The 19,029-nt window shown below is 56.9% G+C and carries 17 protein-coding genes, 1 other RNA gene and 1 pseudogene; 10 read left to right on the top strand and 9 right to left on the bottom strand.

The annotated features are described in order from the left end of the window. Positions 1 to 8 precede the first annotated feature (8 nt). On the bottom strand, positions 9 to 1,202 hold the full coding sequence (locus ACVW0B_RS05475; protein ID WP_457491145.1) for an RNA-guided endonuclease InsQ/TnpB family protein: 1,194 nt from the start codon (positions 1,200 to 1,202) through the stop codon (positions 9 to 11). Positions 1,203 to 1,436: 234 nt separating this feature from the next. On the opposite strand from ACVW0B_RS05475, the gene ACVW0B_RS05470 reads away from it, so the two are divergent. Beyond that, positions 1,437 to 2,393, top strand: a complete 957-nt coding sequence (locus tag ACVW0B_RS05470; RefSeq protein WP_457395952.1) for an NAD-dependent epimerase/dehydratase family protein — start codon at positions 1,437 to 1,439, stop codon at positions 2,391 to 2,393. A gap of 103 nt (positions 2,394 to 2,496) precedes the next feature. Here ACVW0B_RS05470 and cobW read toward each other — a convergent pair whose 3' ends face one another. The 3 genes from cobW to psbD all read right to left on the bottom strand — a co-directional run bounded on the left by cobW (position 2,497) and on the right by psbD (position 6,305). Next, positions 2,497 to 3,555, bottom strand: coding sequence for a cobalamin biosynthesis protein CobW (cobW, locus tag ACVW0B_RS05465; RefSeq protein WP_457491144.1), 1,059 nt, complete (start codon positions 3,553 to 3,555; stop codon positions 2,497 to 2,499). A gap of 131 nt (positions 3,556 to 3,686) precedes the next feature. Next, positions 3,687 to 5,036 carry a photosystem II reaction center protein CP43 gene (gene psbC, locus ACVW0B_RS05460; protein WP_457491143.1) on the bottom strand — a complete coding sequence of 450 codons (1,350 nt, stop codon included), beginning with the start codon at positions 5,034 to 5,036 and terminating at the stop codon, positions 3,687 to 3,689. Positions 5,037 to 5,246: 210 nt separating this feature from the next. Then, the gene (psbD, locus tag ACVW0B_RS05455) at positions 5,247 to 6,305 is read right to left on the bottom strand and encodes a photosystem II D2 protein (photosystem q(a) protein) (RefSeq protein ID WP_414332488.1); all 1,059 of its coding nucleotides are present in this window, start codon (positions 6,303 to 6,305) and stop codon (positions 5,247 to 5,249) included. Between the two features lie 477 nt (positions 6,306 to 6,782). Between psbD and petM the strand changes: the two genes are divergently transcribed. Together petM and ACVW0B_RS05445 are read left to right on the top strand one after the other, a co-directional pair. Next, positions 6,783 to 6,890 (top strand): cytochrome b6-f complex subunit PetM, encoded by a 108-nt coding sequence (gene petM, locus ACVW0B_RS05450; RefSeq protein ID WP_414329137.1) that lies wholly within the window; start codon positions 6,783 to 6,785, stop codon positions 6,888 to 6,890. A gap of 124 nt (positions 6,891 to 7,014) precedes the next feature. Continuing rightward, on the top strand, positions 7,015 to 8,037 hold the full coding sequence (locus ACVW0B_RS05445) for a ketopantoate reductase family protein (protein WP_457491142.1): 1,023 nt from the start codon (positions 7,015 to 7,017) through the stop codon (positions 8,035 to 8,037). On the opposite strand, the pseudogene ACVW0B_RS05440 reads toward ACVW0B_RS05445, so the two are convergent. Further along, positions 8,024 to 8,207, bottom strand: a pseudogene (locus ACVW0B_RS05440) (hypothetical protein); the annotation flags it as partial. The gene ACVW0B_RS05445 and the pseudogene ACVW0B_RS05440 sit on opposite strands and share 14 nt — an antisense overlap. Positions 8,208 to 8,461: 254 nt before the next feature. Between ACVW0B_RS05440 and ACVW0B_RS05435 the strand changes: the two are divergent. The 4 genes from ACVW0B_RS05435 (at position 8,462) to ACVW0B_RS05420 (ending at position 11,520) form a co-directional block, all read left to right on the top strand. Further along, positions 8,462 to 9,229: an SDR family oxidoreductase gene (locus ACVW0B_RS05435; RefSeq protein ID WP_011432494.1), complete on the top strand. Its 768-nt coding sequence runs from the start codon at positions 8,462 to 8,464 to the stop codon at positions 9,227 to 9,229. Positions 9,230 to 9,301: 72 nt separating this feature from the next. Further along, a complete protein-coding gene (locus tag ACVW0B_RS05430; protein WP_457491141.1) occupies positions 9,302 to 10,561 on the top strand; it encodes a sensor histidine kinase in 1,260 nt (419 codons plus the stop codon). Positions 10,562 to 10,715: 154 nt separating this feature from the next. Beyond that, positions 10,716 to 10,979, top strand: a complete 264-nt coding sequence (gene pedR, locus ACVW0B_RS05425; protein WP_011432496.1) for a photosynthetic electron transport-dependent transcriptional regulator PedR — start codon at positions 10,716 to 10,718, stop codon at positions 10,977 to 10,979. Positions 10,980 to 11,259: 280 nt separating this feature from the next. After that, positions 11,260 to 11,520: a hypothetical protein gene (locus tag ACVW0B_RS05420; protein ID WP_414343320.1), complete on the top strand. Its 261-nt coding sequence runs from the start codon at positions 11,260 to 11,262 to the stop codon at positions 11,518 to 11,520. A gap of 597 nt (positions 11,521 to 12,117) precedes the next feature. Here the strand turns inward: ACVW0B_RS05420 and ACVW0B_RS05415 are convergent. Beyond that, positions 12,118 to 13,002: an acyl-CoA desaturase gene (locus tag ACVW0B_RS05415; RefSeq protein WP_457491140.1), complete on the bottom strand. Its 885-nt coding sequence runs from the start codon at positions 13,000 to 13,002 to the stop codon at positions 12,118 to 12,120. Positions 13,003 to 13,312: 310 nt separating this feature from the next. On the opposite strand from ACVW0B_RS05415, the gene ACVW0B_RS05410 reads away from it, so the two are divergent. Beyond that, on the top strand, positions 13,313 to 14,017 hold the full coding sequence (locus ACVW0B_RS05410; protein ID WP_457491139.1) for a TetR/AcrR family transcriptional regulator: 705 nt from the start codon (positions 13,313 to 13,315) through the stop codon (positions 14,015 to 14,017). A 200-nt stretch (positions 14,018 to 14,217) separates the two neighbouring features. Here the strand turns inward: ACVW0B_RS05410 and rnpB are convergent. From rnpB to ACVW0B_RS05395, 3 genes are all read right to left on the bottom strand, one after another. After that, positions 14,218 to 14,647, bottom strand: an RNA gene (rnpB, locus tag ACVW0B_RS05405) — RNase P RNA component class A. A gap of 32 nt (positions 14,648 to 14,679) precedes the next feature. Then, the gene (locus ACVW0B_RS05400) at positions 14,680 to 15,906 is read right to left on the bottom strand and encodes a C45 family autoproteolytic acyltransferase/hydolase (protein WP_457491138.1); all 1,227 of its coding nucleotides are present in this window, start codon (positions 15,904 to 15,906) and stop codon (positions 14,680 to 14,682) included. Positions 15,907 to 15,927: 21 nt separating this feature from the next. Then, entirely contained in the window at positions 15,928 to 16,281 is a 354-nt protein-coding gene (locus ACVW0B_RS05395) for a rhodanese-like domain-containing protein (protein WP_457491137.1), read from the bottom strand. A gap of 220 nt (positions 16,282 to 16,501) precedes the next feature. Between ACVW0B_RS05395 and ACVW0B_RS05390 the strand changes: the two genes are divergently transcribed. Together ACVW0B_RS05390 and ACVW0B_RS05385 are read left to right on the top strand one after the other, a co-directional pair. Continuing rightward, positions 16,502 to 16,855, top strand: a complete 354-nt coding sequence (locus ACVW0B_RS05390; protein WP_457491136.1) for a hypothetical protein — start codon at positions 16,502 to 16,504, stop codon at positions 16,853 to 16,855. Between the two features lie 296 nt (positions 16,856 to 17,151). Continuing rightward, the gene (locus ACVW0B_RS05385; RefSeq protein ID WP_457491135.1) at positions 17,152 to 18,642 is read left to right on the top strand and encodes a right-handed parallel beta-helix repeat-containing protein; all 1,491 of its coding nucleotides are present in this window, start codon (positions 17,152 to 17,154) and stop codon (positions 18,640 to 18,642) included. Positions 18,643 to 19,029 lie beyond the last annotated feature (387 nt).

The raw sequence follows: 19,029 nt of genomic DNA, 5'->3' as shown, positions 1-19,029 counted from the left end.
TCCGACCGCTAAGCGGTACGGAGCGGGCTTTCAGTAGCCCTGAGCCTGTTCTGCTCTACCAGAGAACAAAACAAGCCCGGACCTCTAGGCTGGTTTACGACAGCCCCCAAGAGCGCAATCACATTCGCACCATTCAAATCCGCATCCCCTTCCCATCCACAGTGCCCACACTTGAACGACTTGCCACTGCGGTAGGATTGCGCAGGATCGGGATGGATATGCAAACACTTGTGGCAGGTCTGCGACGTGTAGGCAGGCGGCACAAGAATCAGAGAAACCCCTGCAACCCTCGCCTTGTACTCCAGAAATTGACGTAGTTGGTAGAACGCCCAACTGTTGGCCCTGCGCCTTTCGGTTTTGCTGCGTGGCTGTTGATTGACCCTTTCCCGGATCCCTGTCAGGTCTTCCAGAGCAATAGCGCTGTTTGTCGCCTTTGCCCTAGAGACAATAGCTTTGGAGATGCGATGATTGACCCACACTTGAAAGCGTCTCTCCTTGCCAGACAGCCGTTGCAACAGTTCTCTGCATCTGCGCCGCGAACTGCGTGTGCCCTTACTGGCTTTGCGTTGGAGTACCGCCCTCAACCGGGAGTAGTGGTCTCGGACTTTGTTCAACTGCTGTCCATTCCAGTTGTCCCCCTCTGACGTATGGGCAATATCTGTCCTTCCCAAGTCCACCCCGATCACCTTGTCGGTATCTTGTTGCTTGGGTGGGTTTTTCTCTACGCAAATCTGGATGGAGTAGGAGCCATCCTTCCGCTGGACTAGGGTGGCCGATTTGGGGTTAGAGCCAGCCAGCATTCCCCTCTGGTAGTTACCAATGGCTAGCTCAAAGCGTTCTCTCCCTTCCACCGTGGTCAGCGACACCGTCCAGTCTTTCTCGCGGAATGAAAAGATACGTGCGTCGTAGGTAACGAACCTACGCTTGAACTCTTTAACCGGACGGTTGCGCTGTCTCGCCACTTTGCGAGCGCCTGCCACCCGTCTGCACACCTGTTGAGCCAAGTTACTGGACAAGCCGAACCGGGCTCGAATCTCGTAGTAGCAAAGGGATTGCAGCTTGACCGCGTTGACGATCTTCTCCGGCGTGTTCTGGTTGACCCAATTCAAGGCTTGGCCAAAAGCCTTCAAAGTCGCGTCCAATTTGGCGGCTTGCGACGGGGAAACCTTGAGCTTGCAGGATATGGTCAGGACTTGGCTCATAAGTTCATTGTACTTCATCAAAGCGCATTCCTCCCGGCACTGACCCTACGGGTACAGTGCGGGGCTCCTGCGATTTCTAGCTGACATCCTTGCGGCCAGATTTCCAGTGTGGGGTTTGCCAAGTCGAGCGGCTCTCTTGCAGGGGAATTGAGGGCTCAGGCAGTCCGGCAGACAGAAGCTGAAGCGGTACACTAGTCAGAAGCTTTTTTCATCGAGTCCCGTTGGGAAGACCTCTTGCGAAATCTGTTTCTTACCGGCGCTAGCGGCTGCCTGGGACACTACGTGTTGGAGCGCCTGGCCCAGCAAAGGGATCCCGATTTTCCTGAGCAGCCCGCCTACCACCTGTACGTTCTCATCCGCGAGACCAGCCGCCTGCGGCTGCCCCTGGAACGACTGCCCGCCCCTATCACCCTAGTACCCGGCGATCTCCTGCGCATCCGGGAACACGCCGCTCTGCTGCGCCAGATGGACGGGCTGATCCACATGGCGGCAGCTTGGGGGGATCCCGCCCTGGCTTGGGCCGTGAATGTTACCCACACCCTGGAGCTCTTTCAGTTGTTGGATCCGGAGCGCTGTCAGCAGGTGATCTACTTTTCCACGGCCAGCCTTTTGAACCAGGACCTGGAGCCTTTGGCCATTGCCGGACGGGCCGGCACCGACTACATCCGCAGCAAGTACGAGATGCTGCTGCGGCGGCAGGAAAGCGGCTTCTGGCCGGAGCGCCTGCTCACCCTTTATCCCACCCTGCTCTTTGGCGGCAGCCCCCACCACCCCTACTCCCACATCACTGCCGGCCTCAAGGACGTTCTCCGCTGGCTGGATCTGATCCGCTTTTTGCGGGTGGATGCCAGCTTCCACTTTATCCACGCTGCCGATGTGGCTGAGATGGTCGCCCACTGGGTGGCCCATCTGCCTGGTGGCGGCGATTGGGTGTTGGGCAATCCCCCCCTCTCCTGGGATGAATGTGTGGAACAGATGTGTGCTTATTTCAAAAAACGGATCTATTTCCGAGTGCCTCTGCCCCCGGCTCTCGTTCGCGGCTTGGCCTTTCTATTTCGGGTGCGGCTTTCAGCCTGGGATGAGTTCTGTCTGCGCCAGCGCCATTTTGTTTACCCGGCCATTTCCCCAGAAACCCTGGGTTTGCGCTGCCACTTCCCCACCGTGGCCTCTCTTTTGGATACCTACCTCTAGACCACCTTTGAGTAACAGTAGAACTGGACGCTACTTCCTTTCCCTCTGGGACGGGGGGATGAGAGCCGAGGACCTAAGGGATCCCACTCGCCTCCGACAGGGATCAGCCGGTGGGGGCCACCGTTTCTCTGATGGCCAAGGCCTGGAGCTGGGCGGCAATGCGCTCGCGGTTGAGGTTTTGCCCAATCAGCACCAGTCGGGTCAAGCGCGGCTCCTGGGGTCGCCAGGGGCGGTCGTAGTAGGTTTCAAATCGGGATCCCACCCCCTGCAGCACCAGGCGCATCGGCTTGTGGGGAACGGCCACAAACCCTTTTATCCGGTAAAGACATTCCTCTTGGGCCAACTGGCGTAGCTGAGCCACCAGGGATCCCGGCTCATAACCTCCCTCCAAGCTGAGGTAGAAAGACTCAAAAGCTTCGTGCTCATGCTCCTCCCCGTGATCGTGGTGGCTGGGGCGGCGCTCGAGCTGGTCTTCCACCGCTGCATTAAAGCCCAAGAGCACTTCTGGGGAGACCTGGCCCCGCTCACAGGGGAGAATTTGGATCCCAGGGGGCAACCGCCGGCGCAGCCAGCTTTCCACTTGCGCCTGTTGCTCAGAAGAGATCTGATCCACCTTGGTGAGCACCACCAAATCGGCACAACTCAACTGATCCTCAAACAATTCCTCAAGCGGAGTCTCATGGTCCAAACTTTCGTCAGCCTGCCGCTGCGCCTCCAGGGCCGCCGGATCCCCCACCAGTTGCCCGGAGGCCAGAGCCTGACCATCCACCACCGTAATCACCGCATCCACCGTGGCGCCTGTACGAATGGTGGGCCAGCGGAAAGCCTGCACGAGCGGCTTGGGCAAGGCCAGTCCTGAGGTTTCAATCAAAATGCAGTCTAGCTCCGCCCGCCGCTGCAACAGAGCTTCCATGGTGGGCAAAAACTCCTCCTGCACCGTGCAGCAGAGACAGCCGTTGGCCAGCTCCAGAATGGGGATGGATCCCTCCCCCTCACACAGTTGGCAATCCCGCAGCAACTCGCCGTCGATGCCCACTTCGCCAAACTCGTTAACCAACACGGCAATGCGGCGGCCCTGGTTGTTGAGCAAAAGGTGACGGATCAAAGTGGTCTTGCCGGATCCCAGAAATCCGGTGATGACAGTAACAGGGATCTTGTGCATCTGCTCTGATGACTCAGCGCTCTTCAGTTTCCACCCCAAACTTTCTTTCTGCCAATCCTTGAGGGGGGGATGCCCAAAAAAAGGCCCCCGGCAAGGGGGGCCAAAGGTACATTCCAGAGGGACTTATGCCCTTATCGGATCGGCTTCATCCGGTAAACCGGCTCGTTCTCGCGGCTGATCCCTTTCTCAAAACCGGCAGCAGCGGCGCGGGCGCGACCGGCATGCCACAGGTGGCCGACAAAGAACAGGAAGCCGAAGATGAAGTTGTGAGCAGCCAACCAGGTGCGCGGGCTGGTGAAGTTCACCGTGTTGATCTCGGTAGCCACACCCCCCACCGAGTTCAGGGATCCCAGCGGCGCATGGGTCATGTACTCCACCGCACGGCGAGCTTGCCAGGGCTGAATGTCGTTTTTCAGCTTATCCAGATCCAACCCATTGGGGCCCAGCAGCGGCTCTTTCCAAGGAGCGCGCACATCCCAGAAGCGCATCGTCTCGCCGCCGAAGATGATCTCGCCCGTGGGGGAGCGCATCAGGTATTTACCCAGACCGGTCGGCCCCTGCGCTTGGCCAATGTTCGCCCCCAGGCGCTGGTCGCGCACGATGAAAGTGAGAGCCTGAGCCTGAGATGCTTCTGGGCCAGTGGGGCCGTAGAACTCGCTCGGGTAAACGGTGTTGTTGAACCAAATGTAGCAAGTGGCAATGAAGCTCATCAGCGAAACCGCCGCCAAGCTGTAGGAGAGATAGGCCTCCCCAGACCAGATAAAGGCGCGGCGAGCCCAACCAAAGGGCTTGGTGAGGATGTGCCAAATCCCACCGGCAATGCAGATGATGCCAATGTAGATGTGGCCGCCGATTACATCCTCCATGTTGTCAACGCTGATGATCCAGCCTTCCCCACCAAAGGGAGATTTGAACAAGTAGCCGAAGATCACGGCGGGGTTCAAGGTGGGGTTGGTGATCACCCGCACATCGCCACCTCCTGGAGCCCAGGTGTCATAGACACCGCCAAACCACATGGCCTTGGCCACCAATAGGAAAGCCCCCAACCCCAACAGGATCAGGTGGATCCCCAGGATGGTGGTCATCTTGTTCTTGTCTTTCCAGTCGTAGCCGAAGAAGGGGAAAGACTGCTCCAGAGTTTCTGGGCCGCGAATGGCGTGATAAATGCCCCCCAACCCCAGCACGGCGCTGGAGATCAGGTGCAGCACCCCGATGACAAAGTAGGGATAGGTGTCAATCACCTCGCCCCCCGGGCCAACCCCCCAGCCCAGAGTGGCCACGTGGGGCATCAGGATCAGGCCCTGCTCATACATAGGCCGATCCGGCGTGAAGTGAGCCACCTCAAACAGCAGCATCGCTCCCGCCCAGAAGACGATCAAGCCAGCATGGGCCACATGGGCACCCAAAAGCCGACCAGAAAGATTGATCAAGCGAGCATTCCCCGCCCACCAGGCAAATCCGCCTTGGGTGCGATCCTGCATCGCTACGGAACCAAACGTCGTTGAAGTCACTGAGGCCAGCCTCCAAAAACAGTAACAACCAGTGCAATCAAAATAGGGATCCAAAACAAAAGGGCTTGCTAGTGGCCGAGCGCCTACCCATCGAATCCAGGGATCCAACAGGCGAACGCTCGACCTCAACACTCATGCAAGGAATCCAGGAAAATCGAGCGTTCGAGGGTTAGCACCCGCTTAGAGCGCGTTGCCGCGGGGGAGGACTTCTTCAGGGAACTCAAAGCGCTCATGCGGCTGGTCCTGCGGCGCCATCCACGCCCGAATCCCCTCGTTCAGCAAAATGTTCTTCGTGTAAAACGTCTCAAACTCCGGGTCTTCTGCCGCCCGCACCTCCTGACTGATAAAGTCATACGCCCGCAGGTTCAGCGCCAACCCCACTACCCCAATGCTCGACATCCACAAACCCGTCACCGGCACAAACAACATGAAAAAGTGCAGCCACCGCTTGTTGGAAAACGCTATCCCAAAAATCTGGCTCCAGTACCGGTTGGCCGTCACCATCGAGTAGGTCTCCTCCGACTGCGTCGGCTCAAAAGCCCGAAAGGTGCTGGCCGCATCCCCATCCTGAAACAGGGTGTTCTCCACCGTCGCCCCATGGATGGCACACAGCAGCGCTCCACCCAAAACGCCAGCCACCCCCATCATGTGGAACGGGTTCAGCGTCCAGTTGTGGAACCCCTGGAAAAACAGCAAAAAGCGGAAAATCCCCGCCACCCCAAAGCTGGGGGCAAAAAACCAACTGCTCTGCCCCAGCGGGTAAATCAAAAACACGCTCACAAACACCGCTATCGGCGCGCTAAACGCAATGGCGTTGTAGGGCCGCACCCCCACCAGCCGGGCAATCTCAAATTGCCGCAGCATAAAGCCAATCAGTCCCAGCGCCCCGTGCAGGGCCACAAAGGTCCACAGCCCCCCAATCTGGCACCAGCGGGTGAAGTCCCCCTGGGCTTCGGGGCCCCACAGCAGCAGCAGGCTGTGCCCCATGCTGTCGGCGGGGGTGGAGACGGCTACGGTCAAAAAGTTGCACCCTTCCAGGTAGGAGCTGGCTAACCCGTGGGTGTACCAGGAAGTTACAAAGGTGGTGCCGGTGAGCCAGCCGCCCAGGGCTAGGTAAGCGCAGGGGAACAGCAGCAGCCCGGACCAGCCGATGAACACGAATCTGTCGCGCTTGAGCCAGTCATCGACGATGTCGAACCATCCTCGCTCCTGACGCACGCGCCCTACCGCTATGGTCATCTGAACTACTCCTTAAAGACATCTAAATGAATGAGGACGTTAATGAAACTACAAAGTCTGCTTCTTCGAAGCAAGAGCGGAGCCTAGGTATAAAGACTCAACCCTCGGGTCTTTTGCCTCAGTTTCTTTGAACGGCTCTTTGGCGAGAACTGCCTGGGAACTTTCCAGTGGGTTAGAATTCCCAGCGCTCCAAGACCCTATCGAGAACCGTTTCCAGGGCTCACGAGGCCCAACAGAGCATTCGAGAGCCACCGGACAAGTTTTACGGCTGTAGGCATTACAATTTAGCCTATGCCGGTAAAGACTTGTAAATTGCTTTCATTATAGAGGTGGATAGCCGGATCTCATCAAGTCCGGGAGAACGACTGTTTTTCGAGGAGTTGGGTTTGGGCCGCTACACCCTTGGAGTGAAGGCCAGGGCTCGGGATCCGATATCCTGAGAAGGCGATGTATCCCATTTGCGAGGAAGCTGAATCTATGGCTGGCGAGATCTTCACCATTGCTGGACTCTGCATTGTGCTGACCCTGGTGGGCGTGGCACTTGGATATGGGATCCTAAGGGTGACCCAAGGGGGGGCAGAGTAAAGCTGTCGAGGATTTCTCCCGGGCCCGGTATCGGGCCTTGTTACAGCTCCATGTCAATTCCATGTCAATTCCATGTCAATTGGCCACCTGGATATGAGGTGGGTGGCGGAAAGATGATAAACTCATGAAGATTTGTATCGTTGGCGCTGGGGCGGTGGGAAGTCACTTGGCCATATGCCTGGCTCGGTCTGGCTTTCCCGTCAGTGTCGTGGCCCGTGGAGCTCACCTGCAGGCCATCCGCACCCAAGGTCTGAAGCTCATCCGGCAGGGGGATCCCTCCCAAACCTGGGTAGAGCGGTTGACAGCCACCGACGATCCGGCTGCCCTGGGCCCACAGGACTGGCTGATAGTGACGGTCAAGGCCCACAGCTTGCCGCAGCTTGCCCCTCGGCTGGGATCCCTGTGTGGCCCCGACACCCCCATTGTGATTGCCCAGAATGGTATCCCCTGGTGGTACTTCTACCGGCATGGCGGCGAGTTTGAGGGGCATTCCCTGACTTCCGTGGATCCAGAAGGGGTTATCGCTGCTCATTTGCCGATAGAGCGGGTGATCGGCTGTGTGGTGTATATCGCCGTGCAGTTGGCAGAGCCAGGAGTGGTCTTGCACACAGGGGGTGGGCGCTACATTCTGGGGGAGCCGGATGGATCCCTGTCAGGGCGGTTGCAGTCCTTGGCCGCCATCTTTGAACAGGCGCAGCTTGCCACCACTCTCACCTCGCAGATTCGGGCCGAGATCTGGCAGAAACTGTGGGGCAATGCCGCCTTCAATCCCATCAGCGCCCTCACCCGGGCTGCTCAAGATGAAATTGCCCAATACCCACCCACCCATGCTCTAGTTCGGTCGGTGATGCGGGAAGTTGAGGCTGTAGCCCAAGCTCTGGGGATCCGGCTGCCGGTCTCTTTGGAAGAGCGGCTAGAAGATGCAGCCCGCGTGGGATCCCATCGCACCTCGATGCTGCAGGATATTGAGCTGGGGCGACGGACGGAGATCGAGGCCATTGTGGGAGCCATCACCGAGCTGGGGCGTTTGGTGGGGGTGCCCACTCCCCATTTGGATACTCTGTATGCTTGCGTCAAGCTGCTGGAGCGCTCTGATACATTTACGCTGAACACTGCTGAACATCACTGTTCAACTATGCAGCGATAGCATTCTGTTTGTTTCCAACCAGAATGGCGGTATCCCGCAAAGCTTTGAGTAGAATACCCAAAGCGCAGTTTCCGTGTCGTCTTACTACCAATTTTCTGCTTTGCTTTGGCTACCATGTTGGCAGACTCGAAAGTAAACAGAAAGATCAACTGGTAGTAATCCGTACTGAACATATTATACATTATTTTCAGTATAGTTGAGCTTATTATTGACTAGAGTCATGCTCTTTAGGCTCTTGCAGGGAGCGGTAGGGTCGCTACCGAACGGCAGAGAAACGATTCGTTTGCTGGATCCCAGGCTCCCCCCTGGGGAAGTGGCTCGAACTCTAGAATGGCTGTAGCCTCGAACTGACGAGGAAGCTGAAGGTGGCTGTCCATTTTTCTCCGACTCAACCCAACTGAAATCACAGCATTTGAATTAGCAAATGATGCTTGAAAACTCCATCGTGCTCATCACCGGAGCCAGTAGCGGCATTGGGGCCGCTTGTGCCACCCTTTTTGCCCGTTCTGGAGCCCGCCTGATTCTGGTGGCCCGCCGTCAGGATCGGCTGCAGGAACTGGCTGGGGAATTGCAGCAGGCTTACGGCACTCCTTCCTACCTGCTGGCTTTGGATGTGCGGGATGGGGCAGCCGTGCAGCAGGCGCTTCAATCTTTGCCCTCGCCGTGGGCCAACATCGACATCTTGGTCAACAATGCAGGTTTAAGTCGTGGCTTGGACAAGCTCCACATGGGGGCCTTGCAAGACTGGGAAGAGATGATCGATACCAACCTCAAGGGTCTGCTCTATGTTACCCGCGCCGTTTTGCCCGGCATGGTGGAGCGAGGTCGAGGCCATGTGGTGAACATCGGCTCCATTGCCGGTCGGCAGACCTACCCAGGTGGCGCTGTGTATTGCGCTTCTAAGGCCGCCGTGCGGGCCATCTCCGAGGGGCTGAAGCTGGATTTACTGGGCACCCCCATTCGCGTCACCGAGATTCAGCCGGGCCTGGTGGAAACCGAGTTCAGCCAAGTGCGCTTCCGTGGGGATCGCGCCCGTGCGGCAGCAGTGTATCAGGGCCTCACCCCCTTGACGGCGATGGATGTGGCTGAAGTGGTGGTGTTTGCGGCAACCCGTCCCCCCCACGTGAACATCAGCGAGATCTTGCTTGTGCCCACCGACCAAGCCAGTACCACCCTCGTACATCGTCGATAAGAGGCCGGCAACCGGGCTTTCGCCTCCACTCTTGCTTCCCTGAGCGACAATGGCAGCAAAGGTGGTGGGAACATGGGACTGGAAGCCGGGATCCTGATCGGGTTGGGAATCGGTTTGCTTTGCACGTTGCTCCTGCTGTGGCAGACTCGGCGCCGTTTCAGCCGCGAATTGCAACGGTTGGGATCCCTGGTGCATCTGGCCATGCCCCTCCACTCCCTGGAACAGATGCTCAGCTTGCTCAGCCGTTATCTTCGCCAACAAGATCTGGATTGGGCCAACCAAAAACAGCAACTGCAAAACTGGCAATACCTGAGTCAGCGGCTCCCTTGGGGATATCTGCGGGTGGACGAAAACAACGTGGTGCTGGAGTGCAATCCTGCCGCCCAGCGCCTGCTGCGCATCAGCCAATGGCAGCCGGGCATCAAGCTCTTGCTGGAATGGGTGCGCTCCTATGAGTTGGATCAGCTCATCGAGGCTACCCGCCGGCAGGAGACCGCTGCTCCTGTCCAAAGTCGCGAATGGATTTTCTACCCTTCCGGTGGGGATGGCAAACCGATTCCGCTGCGGGCTTGGGGGCTGCTGCTGCCGCAAGCGCACGTGGCCATTTTTTTGGAAGACCGGCTGGAAGCAAAAATGCTGGCCCAACAGCGGGATCGCTGGGCTTCGGATGTGGCTCACGAGCTGAAAACCCCCCTCACCTCCATTCGCTTGCTGGCCGAAACTTTACAAAGCCGGGTCGATGCCGCTCAAGCAGTCTGGGTGGAACGATTGCTAAATGAAACTCTGCGCCTGAGCCATTTGGTTCAAGACTTGCTCGAACTCAGTGCCCTCAATCTGGGAGCCGCATCCCGCTCCCAATGGCGTTGGGTGGATCTGGCAAGTTTGGTGCGCGAGGCCTGGCAAAGTGTAGAGCCGTTGGCCAAACCCCGCCACCAGGAACTGCACCTGAGCGGATTGTCCCAGATTTACCTCTGGGGAGATGAGCAACGTCTATACCGCCTCATCCTCAATCTCTTGGACAACGCCGTCAAGTATGGCAAGCCCGACTCTCCTATCCATGTGGTGCTTTCGGAGCAGGGATCCCAGGTGCGGCTAGAGGTGTACGACCACGGCCCCGGCCTGCCAGAGGATCAATTTGAGTTGGTCTTCCAGCCCTTTTACCGCACCGACACTGCGCGGGCCCGCAGCAAAGGCGGAACCGGCCTAGGGCTGGCAATTGTGCGGCAGATTGTCGAGGTTCATGGGGGCACCATCCAATTGCGCAATCACCCACAAACCGGTGGGCTGTGGGTTCAGGTGGAACTGCCCCGGAAGCACTTGGATCCCTTGTGAAGCCTATCCGAAAACGCTCGCATCAGTGGCCTGCAGCCGGAGTCTGGCCGAGAATCGCTCAAGATTTCCCTGCTGCAGGGCTATCCATCTCAGGGGTGATCCCCTAGAATTGGGGTAGGTAATCTTTACAGTTCATCTTAAGCAGGCATTCGGAATGGGTACTGACTATCATTCCGCAGACTTGTTGTCCGAACGGGAGCTGCAGGTCATTGAGTTGATTGCAGCAGGACTGACCAATCAGGACATCGCGGAACGCCTAGAGATCAGCAAGCGCACCGTTGACAATCACATCAGCAACATTTTGAGCAAGACCCGAACGGCAAATCGGGTGGCCTTAGTACGCTGGGCCTTGCAATGGGGAAAGATTTGCCTGGATCAGGTAAACTGCTGCACTTTGGTCGATGACAAAATTGCTTAGTCCTATCCTGTTTTGCCGGTCAAGTGTCCAGCAAAGAGTGTTGAGCGGGGGGTTTTGGTGACTGTATTGCCCAGAAGTTATAGTCATTTCAATGAGGAATGAAACTGTTCCGTTGCAGTGCTTCCTAGCTCTTCTCTCTCTTAGGGAGAGGGATTGGGGGGCTCGCGGAAGTGATGCGGAGCATTTGGGCGACACCGCGGAGTAGTTAGGAAGCGTCTTAATCTAACTTGAAGTGACTATACTTGAGTTGTTTTGAGCTACGTTGATTGGGTTGTCATACGTGAGCGTCCCCAAGCTGAAACGCTACGCTGTTCGCTACGATTCTATGCCCCTGATGGTTTATCGGGAATTGGCTGCCCATTTGGCTTGTGTTTCAGGGGTGAAAACGGAGCTGGAGTGGAAAAAAAACTCCACCTTTCGCTACCAAGACAGCCAAATAGAGGCATTGCATATTCATCAAGAACCCGATGCCGACATAGAACAAATTAAGCGTATTCTTGACCACTATGGAGCGTGGCAGTATAGCCCCTTAGAAGACTAGCCTTCTCTACAAACAAAAAGCGCTCCCCGGATGATTCCTCTACAAGTTCTAAGACAAAACTGCCTCAGTGAGGAGTTTGACCCGGGGCAGGTGCAGTTATCGAATAAATAGGCCTAGATTGAACACGTGACATTCTCTGCACTAAAGCTTTTCCATTGGGAGCGCCGATAGGGATTGTGTAGACATTTTCCTGGTTGGCCAGGTACTGCATGAGCGTCTTCAGCAGCGGCGCGCTGGGCCATCTTGGGCATCCATACGCGCACGTGCAAAAAAACTGTCCCTGGATAGGCATTGGCGGCCAACTTCTCTAGGCTGGCTTTCGTCAGAGTATAGTTTAGTTCTCCTCTGCTTAGCCTTGGCCTCCAAAGATCAAGGCAATCCCTTCCATCCCCTTGACTGCTTCACAGCCGCGTGCAGCCCTCAGCATTGGCCAGATCTACCACTCTGCAGGGTCGAGATCCATGCGTCGCTGAATAGAAGACGCCTAGCCTTTTCAAAGAAAGTAGAGATCCCTAGAAGCAGGGATCCCCTCAAAGTTTTCTTTAGAGCCTAGACAAGATTATAGTGGGAGGTAGCCACTTGGCAACCAATCAATCTCTATCGATTGGCCTGAAGCTGATGGGTCGCGTGTAGCTTGCGAGCCAATCCCAACCGCGCCAGAAGCCAAATGGCCCAGTAGGTCATGTCAATTTCCCACCAGCGCAGACCTGCTCTGGCACACTTCGGGTCGGCATGATGGTTGTTGTGCCAGCCTTCACCATAGGTTAGAATGGCCGCCCACCAAAGGTTACGGGCATTGTCGTTGCTCTCGAAAGTCCGGTAACCCCAGAAGTGGCTGGCCGAGTTGATTAACCAGGTGCAATGCAGTAGCAGCACTGTCCGCACAAAGATACCGTACACGACGAATGACCAGCCCCCCAGCAGGTAGAGTATCGCGGCCAATGGCAGCTGCAGAAGCAGGGCGTACCTATCCAGCCAGCGGTAGAAGGGATCCCGAGCCAAGTCCGGCGCAAAGGCAAAATACTTCTCAGGGTTAAAAAATTCTTCGCGGTGGTAGATCAGCCAGAGTATGTGGCTCCACCAAAAGCCCTTACGAGCAGAGTAGGGATCCTTCTCCTCGTCTTCGGTGAAGGCGTGGTGCTGACGATGGCCGCCCACCCAAAAGATCGGCCCCCCTTGAACGGCCAGGGCACCGAGAGTCGTGAAGACATATTCCAGCCACTTGGGCACCTGGAAACTACGATGGCTGAGCAGGCGGTGGTACCCCAAGCAGATGCCCAAGCTACCGAAACACCAGTGGAGAAATAGGGCTACTCCCAGAGCGGGCCAGGAGAAGAAGAAAATGCCTCCCACCAAAGCCACCACGTGAAAAATGGCAAAGAAGAGCACATGTTCCCAAGCAAACCGAAAGGACTCTTGGGGCTCGGGCCGATTGAGCGGAGCGGGATGATTCAGCGATTGGCGAGAAAAAGAAGTGGTCATGAACCCACAAAACCTCAGAAGAAGAAGTAGACTAGACTGACTAGGAAAGAGCCAAAACACGAAGCCCAAGTTAACGCCGCCGGATAACAGCGGCCCAACGTGAAAACGGAGTCAAACCCCTGAAGACACCGCCATAGCCAGCGGTGACTTGCTATGTGCTCCGCTGTGATGAACTTGGCTACACAGGAAGAAGAGGAGCAGAGGCAACGCTGCCGACATCCTCTCGCTTGACATTAAGCCTAGCGGTATTCCACCGTAAATGCAAGCGTCACTTGCAGCCCGCCGCAATTCTTCAGGTTTTCTCCTCACTATGGCACGTCCTTCTTCTCGGCAAAGGCTGCTGAATGCGGCTCGGGAGCTGTTCGTTCGTCAGGGCATCACCCAGACCACCACCCGTCAAATTGCGGATTTGGCCGGAGTGAATGAGGTCACCCTGTTTCGGCACTTCGGCACCAAGCAGGGGCTACTCCTGGCCGTATTTGGGGAGCTGGGGGTCTTTTCCGGCATTGCCGATCTGCCTCTGAAGGCGGATCCCGCCCCCTCTCAAGGTTCTGGGTTGCAAGCCATTCTCCTGCGCTATGTCCACACCTGTTTTCGGGCTTTGGCCGATAATCCTGAACTGGTGCGCTCCCTGGTCGGGGAGGCTGGCCTTTATTCTGAGGAGCATCGTCGCGCCTTGCGGATGGGTTTTTCTCAGGCCCAAGAACAGCTGACAGAGTATTTGCGGCGATTTCCCAACTCTGAGTTGCAATCTGTCGAGCCGGATCGCCTTTATGCAGCCGTTGGGGTTTTGCATGTGATGATTTTGGGAGCAGCCATGCTGGCAGTAACCGCCGAGTTGCCCACCGTTCACGCCGACGGGGCGGAGCCCTCTGTCGAGGAGCAGAATGAGGAGAAACCGGCAGATAAACAATCAGAAGAAAGCGCTGAACCCGACAGGATACCCTCCCTCCTGCAAGCCTGCGTGGAGCTGTGGATGGCAGGCGTGACCAGAATGACAGAACCTACGCCGTAGCGCAGCCACCCACAATTGGACAAGGCTCTCCAAGTGCCCTAGGTGGGCATGCGATACAGCTTCTCCCAACGACACACTGACTACGGCCAATAAATAGCCCCAGACCACAGGGATCCCGGCAACCTGCAGAACTCCCGTGAGCTCGGAACAAACTCTCTCTGTGTGCAAATAGATGTGCAAACAGGTAGATGTGCAAGTAGAAAAGAGAGGAGGTTGTAAGCCGGGTTCTGTAGTGCAGAGTTGCACTGGCGATCATCCATCTGGGAGTGATGTTGCCATCACCCTCTAGCGGCTCACCACCATCGAGAGCACCCTTCCCCGCTTTGGGTACCGTGATCTCGATGCAGCCAACAGGGGCGAAGAACAGCCATAGTCCTGCGGCTGCGGCCTTGCTTTCCACCGGGGTTTACCGAGCCAACGCCTCACGACGTTGCTGGTGGGCTCTTACCCCACCTTTGCACCCTTACCTGTGCTGGGCTCCCAGCCATCGGCGGTATGTTTCTGTGGCACTATCCTCGCGGTTACCCGCACTGGGCTTTCCCCAGCGGTGTGTTCTTCTGAAAGCCCGGACTTTCCTCATCCCGCTGTCTGGTGGCGACAGCAAGGACGCGATCGCCTGCCCCTCCTCTCTCTTCAGCTCGATCCTACTGCATCTTCCAAACCTAGAAAATCCCGGAAATCGGTACAAACTCCACTTGATCGGGAATGTTGGGGGCCAGGTGTAAGATTTGCCGGTTCAAATCCATCACCACAGCCGCCACGCTTTCGGTGCGATCCCAGACGGGCAGATGGGGATCCGGATAGCGGCAGATGCAGTGGGGGGCATTCGTCCGGTCTTGTAGGATTTTTTGAAGAGCGACCGCGTCTAGGGTTCCCGTTTGAGCGCTCTGGCGAAGCAAATGATAGGCCCGTTCTAGCCTTGTGGAGGATCCTATATGGGGGGGCAGCTCATCTTCTCGCAAGGCCGGATCCAGGAAATGATTGGCGTGGGCGAGGATCCCTCCTTGAGGGAGATGCAGGCCAATTCCTCGTGGACTGATTTCAAAGCTGATTGCACTAGCGGGCTGTAGGCCTACCGCCTGTCCTGCGGTACCCGCAACGCTGACACAAGAGGACGCGGTGTAAGGATAGGATCTCACCCTCTCCACAGCTTGCTGCCACTCCTCGCACTCCAACAACAAGCGCAATAGCAAATGCACCGGCATTCCCTCGGTTTGCCCATCTAGGGTAGAGCGCAAGAGGTTGAGGGCCACGGCCAACCCTGCTCGGTTGAGGCCGATTTTGGCCAGGATCCCAGCTTCGGTCAGGGTGAGGTAGGCAGGGTGGTTATCGGAGCGAACGCACAACAGCACACAGGCCCTGCGCTGCTCCCCGATCCAATCCCAGGTTTGGGCCAAGTAGGTGTGGTGGGTGGAGGTAACCTGGGGCAAGGCTGCTAGGGTAGTGCATTCTCCCCAATCTGATTTGGCTGGGCTTGGATTGATGAGATTCTCAATCACCTTGCATTCGTGAACAGGATCCGCTGGGTACTGGGGTACTCCGTTTTGGAGATTGTGTTCCAGAGCAGCGGCGCAGTCGGGATGGGATCCCCTGGGAACCGATCTGGATAAAATTTCGGTGCGCAAATTGAGGGCCAGAATCTCGGCGAAACGAAAGCCACTCCCCGCGGCAATGCCTTGGATTTCTTCCAGCAGGTGGGGCACGTGGCGCTCTAGCCAGGGCAGGGATCCCTCTGCTTGGGTCTGGGCCTGCTGCCAGGTGAGACCACAGCGGTAGGCAAATTGGCGGGCGTAGCTGGCAATGCTGTGGCGAATGAGGGGAGCCGCCTGGGATCCATACTGTTGGCCTCGTTGTTGGGGATCCCCCTGCAGATGAAGAATGGGGAACATGGTGCTGGTTTGCCCGTGACCTCAATAGGTGGGCAGGGAGGGATCCACCTCACAAGCCCAAGCGTGAATGCCGCCGCTGATGTTATGAACCTGAGTGAACCCGTTGGCCTGTAGCCACTGGCTCATCTGAGCAGAGCGGAGGCCATGATGACAGAGCACAAAAGTTGGCTGATCTGGATCCAGCTCTGTGAGGATCCGTTCCCTCCATTCCTCGTACTGGCTCAAGGGGTAGTTGCGAAAGCCCAGGGCATTTAAATTCACCAGCTCCAGCTCTGCCGGTTCCCGCACATCGATCAATTGCAGAGGGCCGGCCTCGGGATCCCGTAGGTGTTGGGCCATCTGTTGCGGTGTAATGGAGCGGATGGAGAAGGACATCGCCAACTCTGGTCTACAGGGATCCCCTCTCAAGATACACCGGCTCAGCGGCTGCCCTGAGACTGCCCGCAAAGGTTAAGATGTCACCCTGATTTGGGCTTAGCCTGGGTATGGCTGTGCAACGCTTTTTGATCGACACGGATACGGCGGGAGATGATGTTACCTCGCTGCTCTTTGGGCTGCTCTGGCCCAACAGCATCCTACAGGGCTGCCCGCCGGGGTGAGTTTCATTCGAGAGCCCTTTGCGGAAGTGCCCAAACCCGCCGATTATGCCAGCATCTGCAGCGGAGATACCCGTCCGCTGTTCTTTATCGGTGTGGATGCTAACCAAAACTACCTGGGGGATACCGATAACAACCCTGCCACCCTCAACCACGGTCTCACCTCGATGCTGAAGCGGGTGGATATGGCCACCTATGAAGTGATTCGCAGCGTGGTGGAAGGCAACTTTAAGGCAACTTTGTCGGCGGCATTCAAACCTTTGGCCTGGAGAACGAGGGTGTGGGCTATGCTCTGGATGAGTACAACCAAGCCTTGCTCTCAGCGGATTTGGTGGCCGCCGTGGAAGCGGTGAAGCAGAACATTATCGCCGGAACCCTCCAAGTTCCTGGAGAGCGCTAGATTTTTGAGATTTTTGTTGCCGATTGATTGCGGATCCCTTGCGAAGCCTTGACTGAGGAGGGGATTCGTTAGAGGATGCTTTTGCTGAGGGCATTGGATCCCAGCTTGGCCATCTGTACCTTGACCCCGTGGCAGTTGTTTGTTGCTCTTGTTTGTTGCTGTAACAACCTTAACCGCTAAGCGCTTGTAAGGGGCTTTCCACCTATGCTTGGCCAAGTATCCAAATCTGGTTGGGGGATCTGTTCAGCCTTGCTGCCTCTGTTGGCGGGGGTTGCCCTCGGCTGTGGGGGTGGCGGCGGCAGTTCTCCACCTCTTCCTCCGCCAGGTGGCGGGCCCATCATCCTGAGAGTGGATCCGGCCAGTGGCCCCTTTACCAAACTGGCAGACGCAGTTGCAGAGGCGCAGCGACTTCAGACTGCCACAGCCGGCCTGGAGGTGCTGATCGAGATTTTGGGGACGGGCAGGGAAACTTTGCAAAGCAACCTGGCCCTGGATGGCGGCGATGGCACCAACGGCGGTCGCATTCGCATCACCAGCTCCACCGCCTATGAGATCCTGACCGGGCTCTTTGACGTGATTGTAGCCAGCCAAACCAGCCTGCAGGGGGTAGATGTGGTGCTGGGGGGTGGACGGGTGCAGGTGAACAACGGCACTTTTCAGCCGCGCAAGGTCACCCTCAACGACCCTCGCTCCAACATCTTGGTCAACGGCAATGCTGCGGTTCTAGAGGGAGCCTTGAACCAATTGGCCGAGATTTTGTGCCAGCAATTTTTGGATCCCTGTGTGCAGATCTCTGGGAATGGCCGGGTCAGCCGTGTCTCGCCGATTGTCAGTAAAACGGGTGGGGTGGGCATAGGCACTGTGCCGGGCAGCAATCCCATCCTTGAAAACAACACAATTCTCCTGCAGGCTTTGGGGGCTTTGGCCGTTCGCTATGGTGACAACTCCGGCGGGATCTTCCGCAACAACCAAATCGAAGGGGATCCACCCACGGCTGGAGCCGGCTTGGTACTGCAGGCGCGGCAAGCAGGTACGAGTGGCACTACCGGGATTCAGCTGGATGGGGCAGGCTCAATTCCATCCATTCAATCCAACCGGATCGGCGTGGGCAGGATAGCCGGCAGTGTCGGCATTCGTATTTTGCAGGGAACCCAGGCCCGTACCATTTCCGGGAATACGTTCCTAGCTCGGGGCGAGGGCATAGGGATAGCAATTCAAGCAGCCCCCGGCACCCCAGATGCGGTAGTCGCAGCCTACCTGGCTGGCAATACTTTCCAAGGAAACTTTGCTCAGAGGGTCACTGGGGAACCTGCGCCCACGCCAACTCCTGCACCGACACCCTCTCCCACCCCCACACCTCCAGTATTGGGCACCGGCCCCATTCAAGTTACCTTGAGTTGGAACACCATCGATGACCTTGACCTGTATGTTACGGATCCCACACAGCAGACGGTGTTTTTCAACAATCCTGCCATTCCTTCTGGGGGGCGGTTGGATGTGGATGCCAATCGCGATTGTGTTGGAGCGACCACAAGCCCTGTCGAAAATGTCTTCTGGATCTCCACTCCTCCCACAGGGCTATACATTATCGATGTGAGATTGTTTCGACGCTGTTCCCAAGTAACTGCTCCCATTCCCTTCACCGTAACGGTTCGTAGGAGCGGAGTCGTCACACAAACCTTCGGCGGGTCGGCCACCTCGCCAGGGTTGGCAGGTAGGTTTGCCTTTTCCTTCCCCTAAAACTTGCAGCTATCCATCCTGCACGCTTGGGTTCATCAGGCAGTTTGCAAGCTCCAGTGCTTTTTCTTTCTTCTGAAGAGGTCATTGCCTCTAGGCATCGCATGGCAACAACCGGAAGCAGAACACAGTCCTGCAAGCACATGGTCAGATATTGCAACCACCCCTATCTCCCCTTTAAGGGAAGAGGGGAGCACGGGATCCATCCATGAACGCCTGGAGCAACAGCAGAAGAAAATCTGCCGGTTCCAAAGTTCTGTGGAAAAGGGTTATGTCTTACCAACAGCGATCAATGATGGTCATTTCGATTCAAAATAGAACACTGCACTCATAACCCAATGTTGACTGTACGGAGCCGGAAGACTTCTCTCAATAGCCCAGGCGTCTCAC

This window comes from Thermostichus sp. MS-CIW-23, from assembly GCF_054059455.1.
Note: the sequence above shows the minus strand (reverse complement) of the source record. Positions and strands in the feature narration are given on the sequence as shown.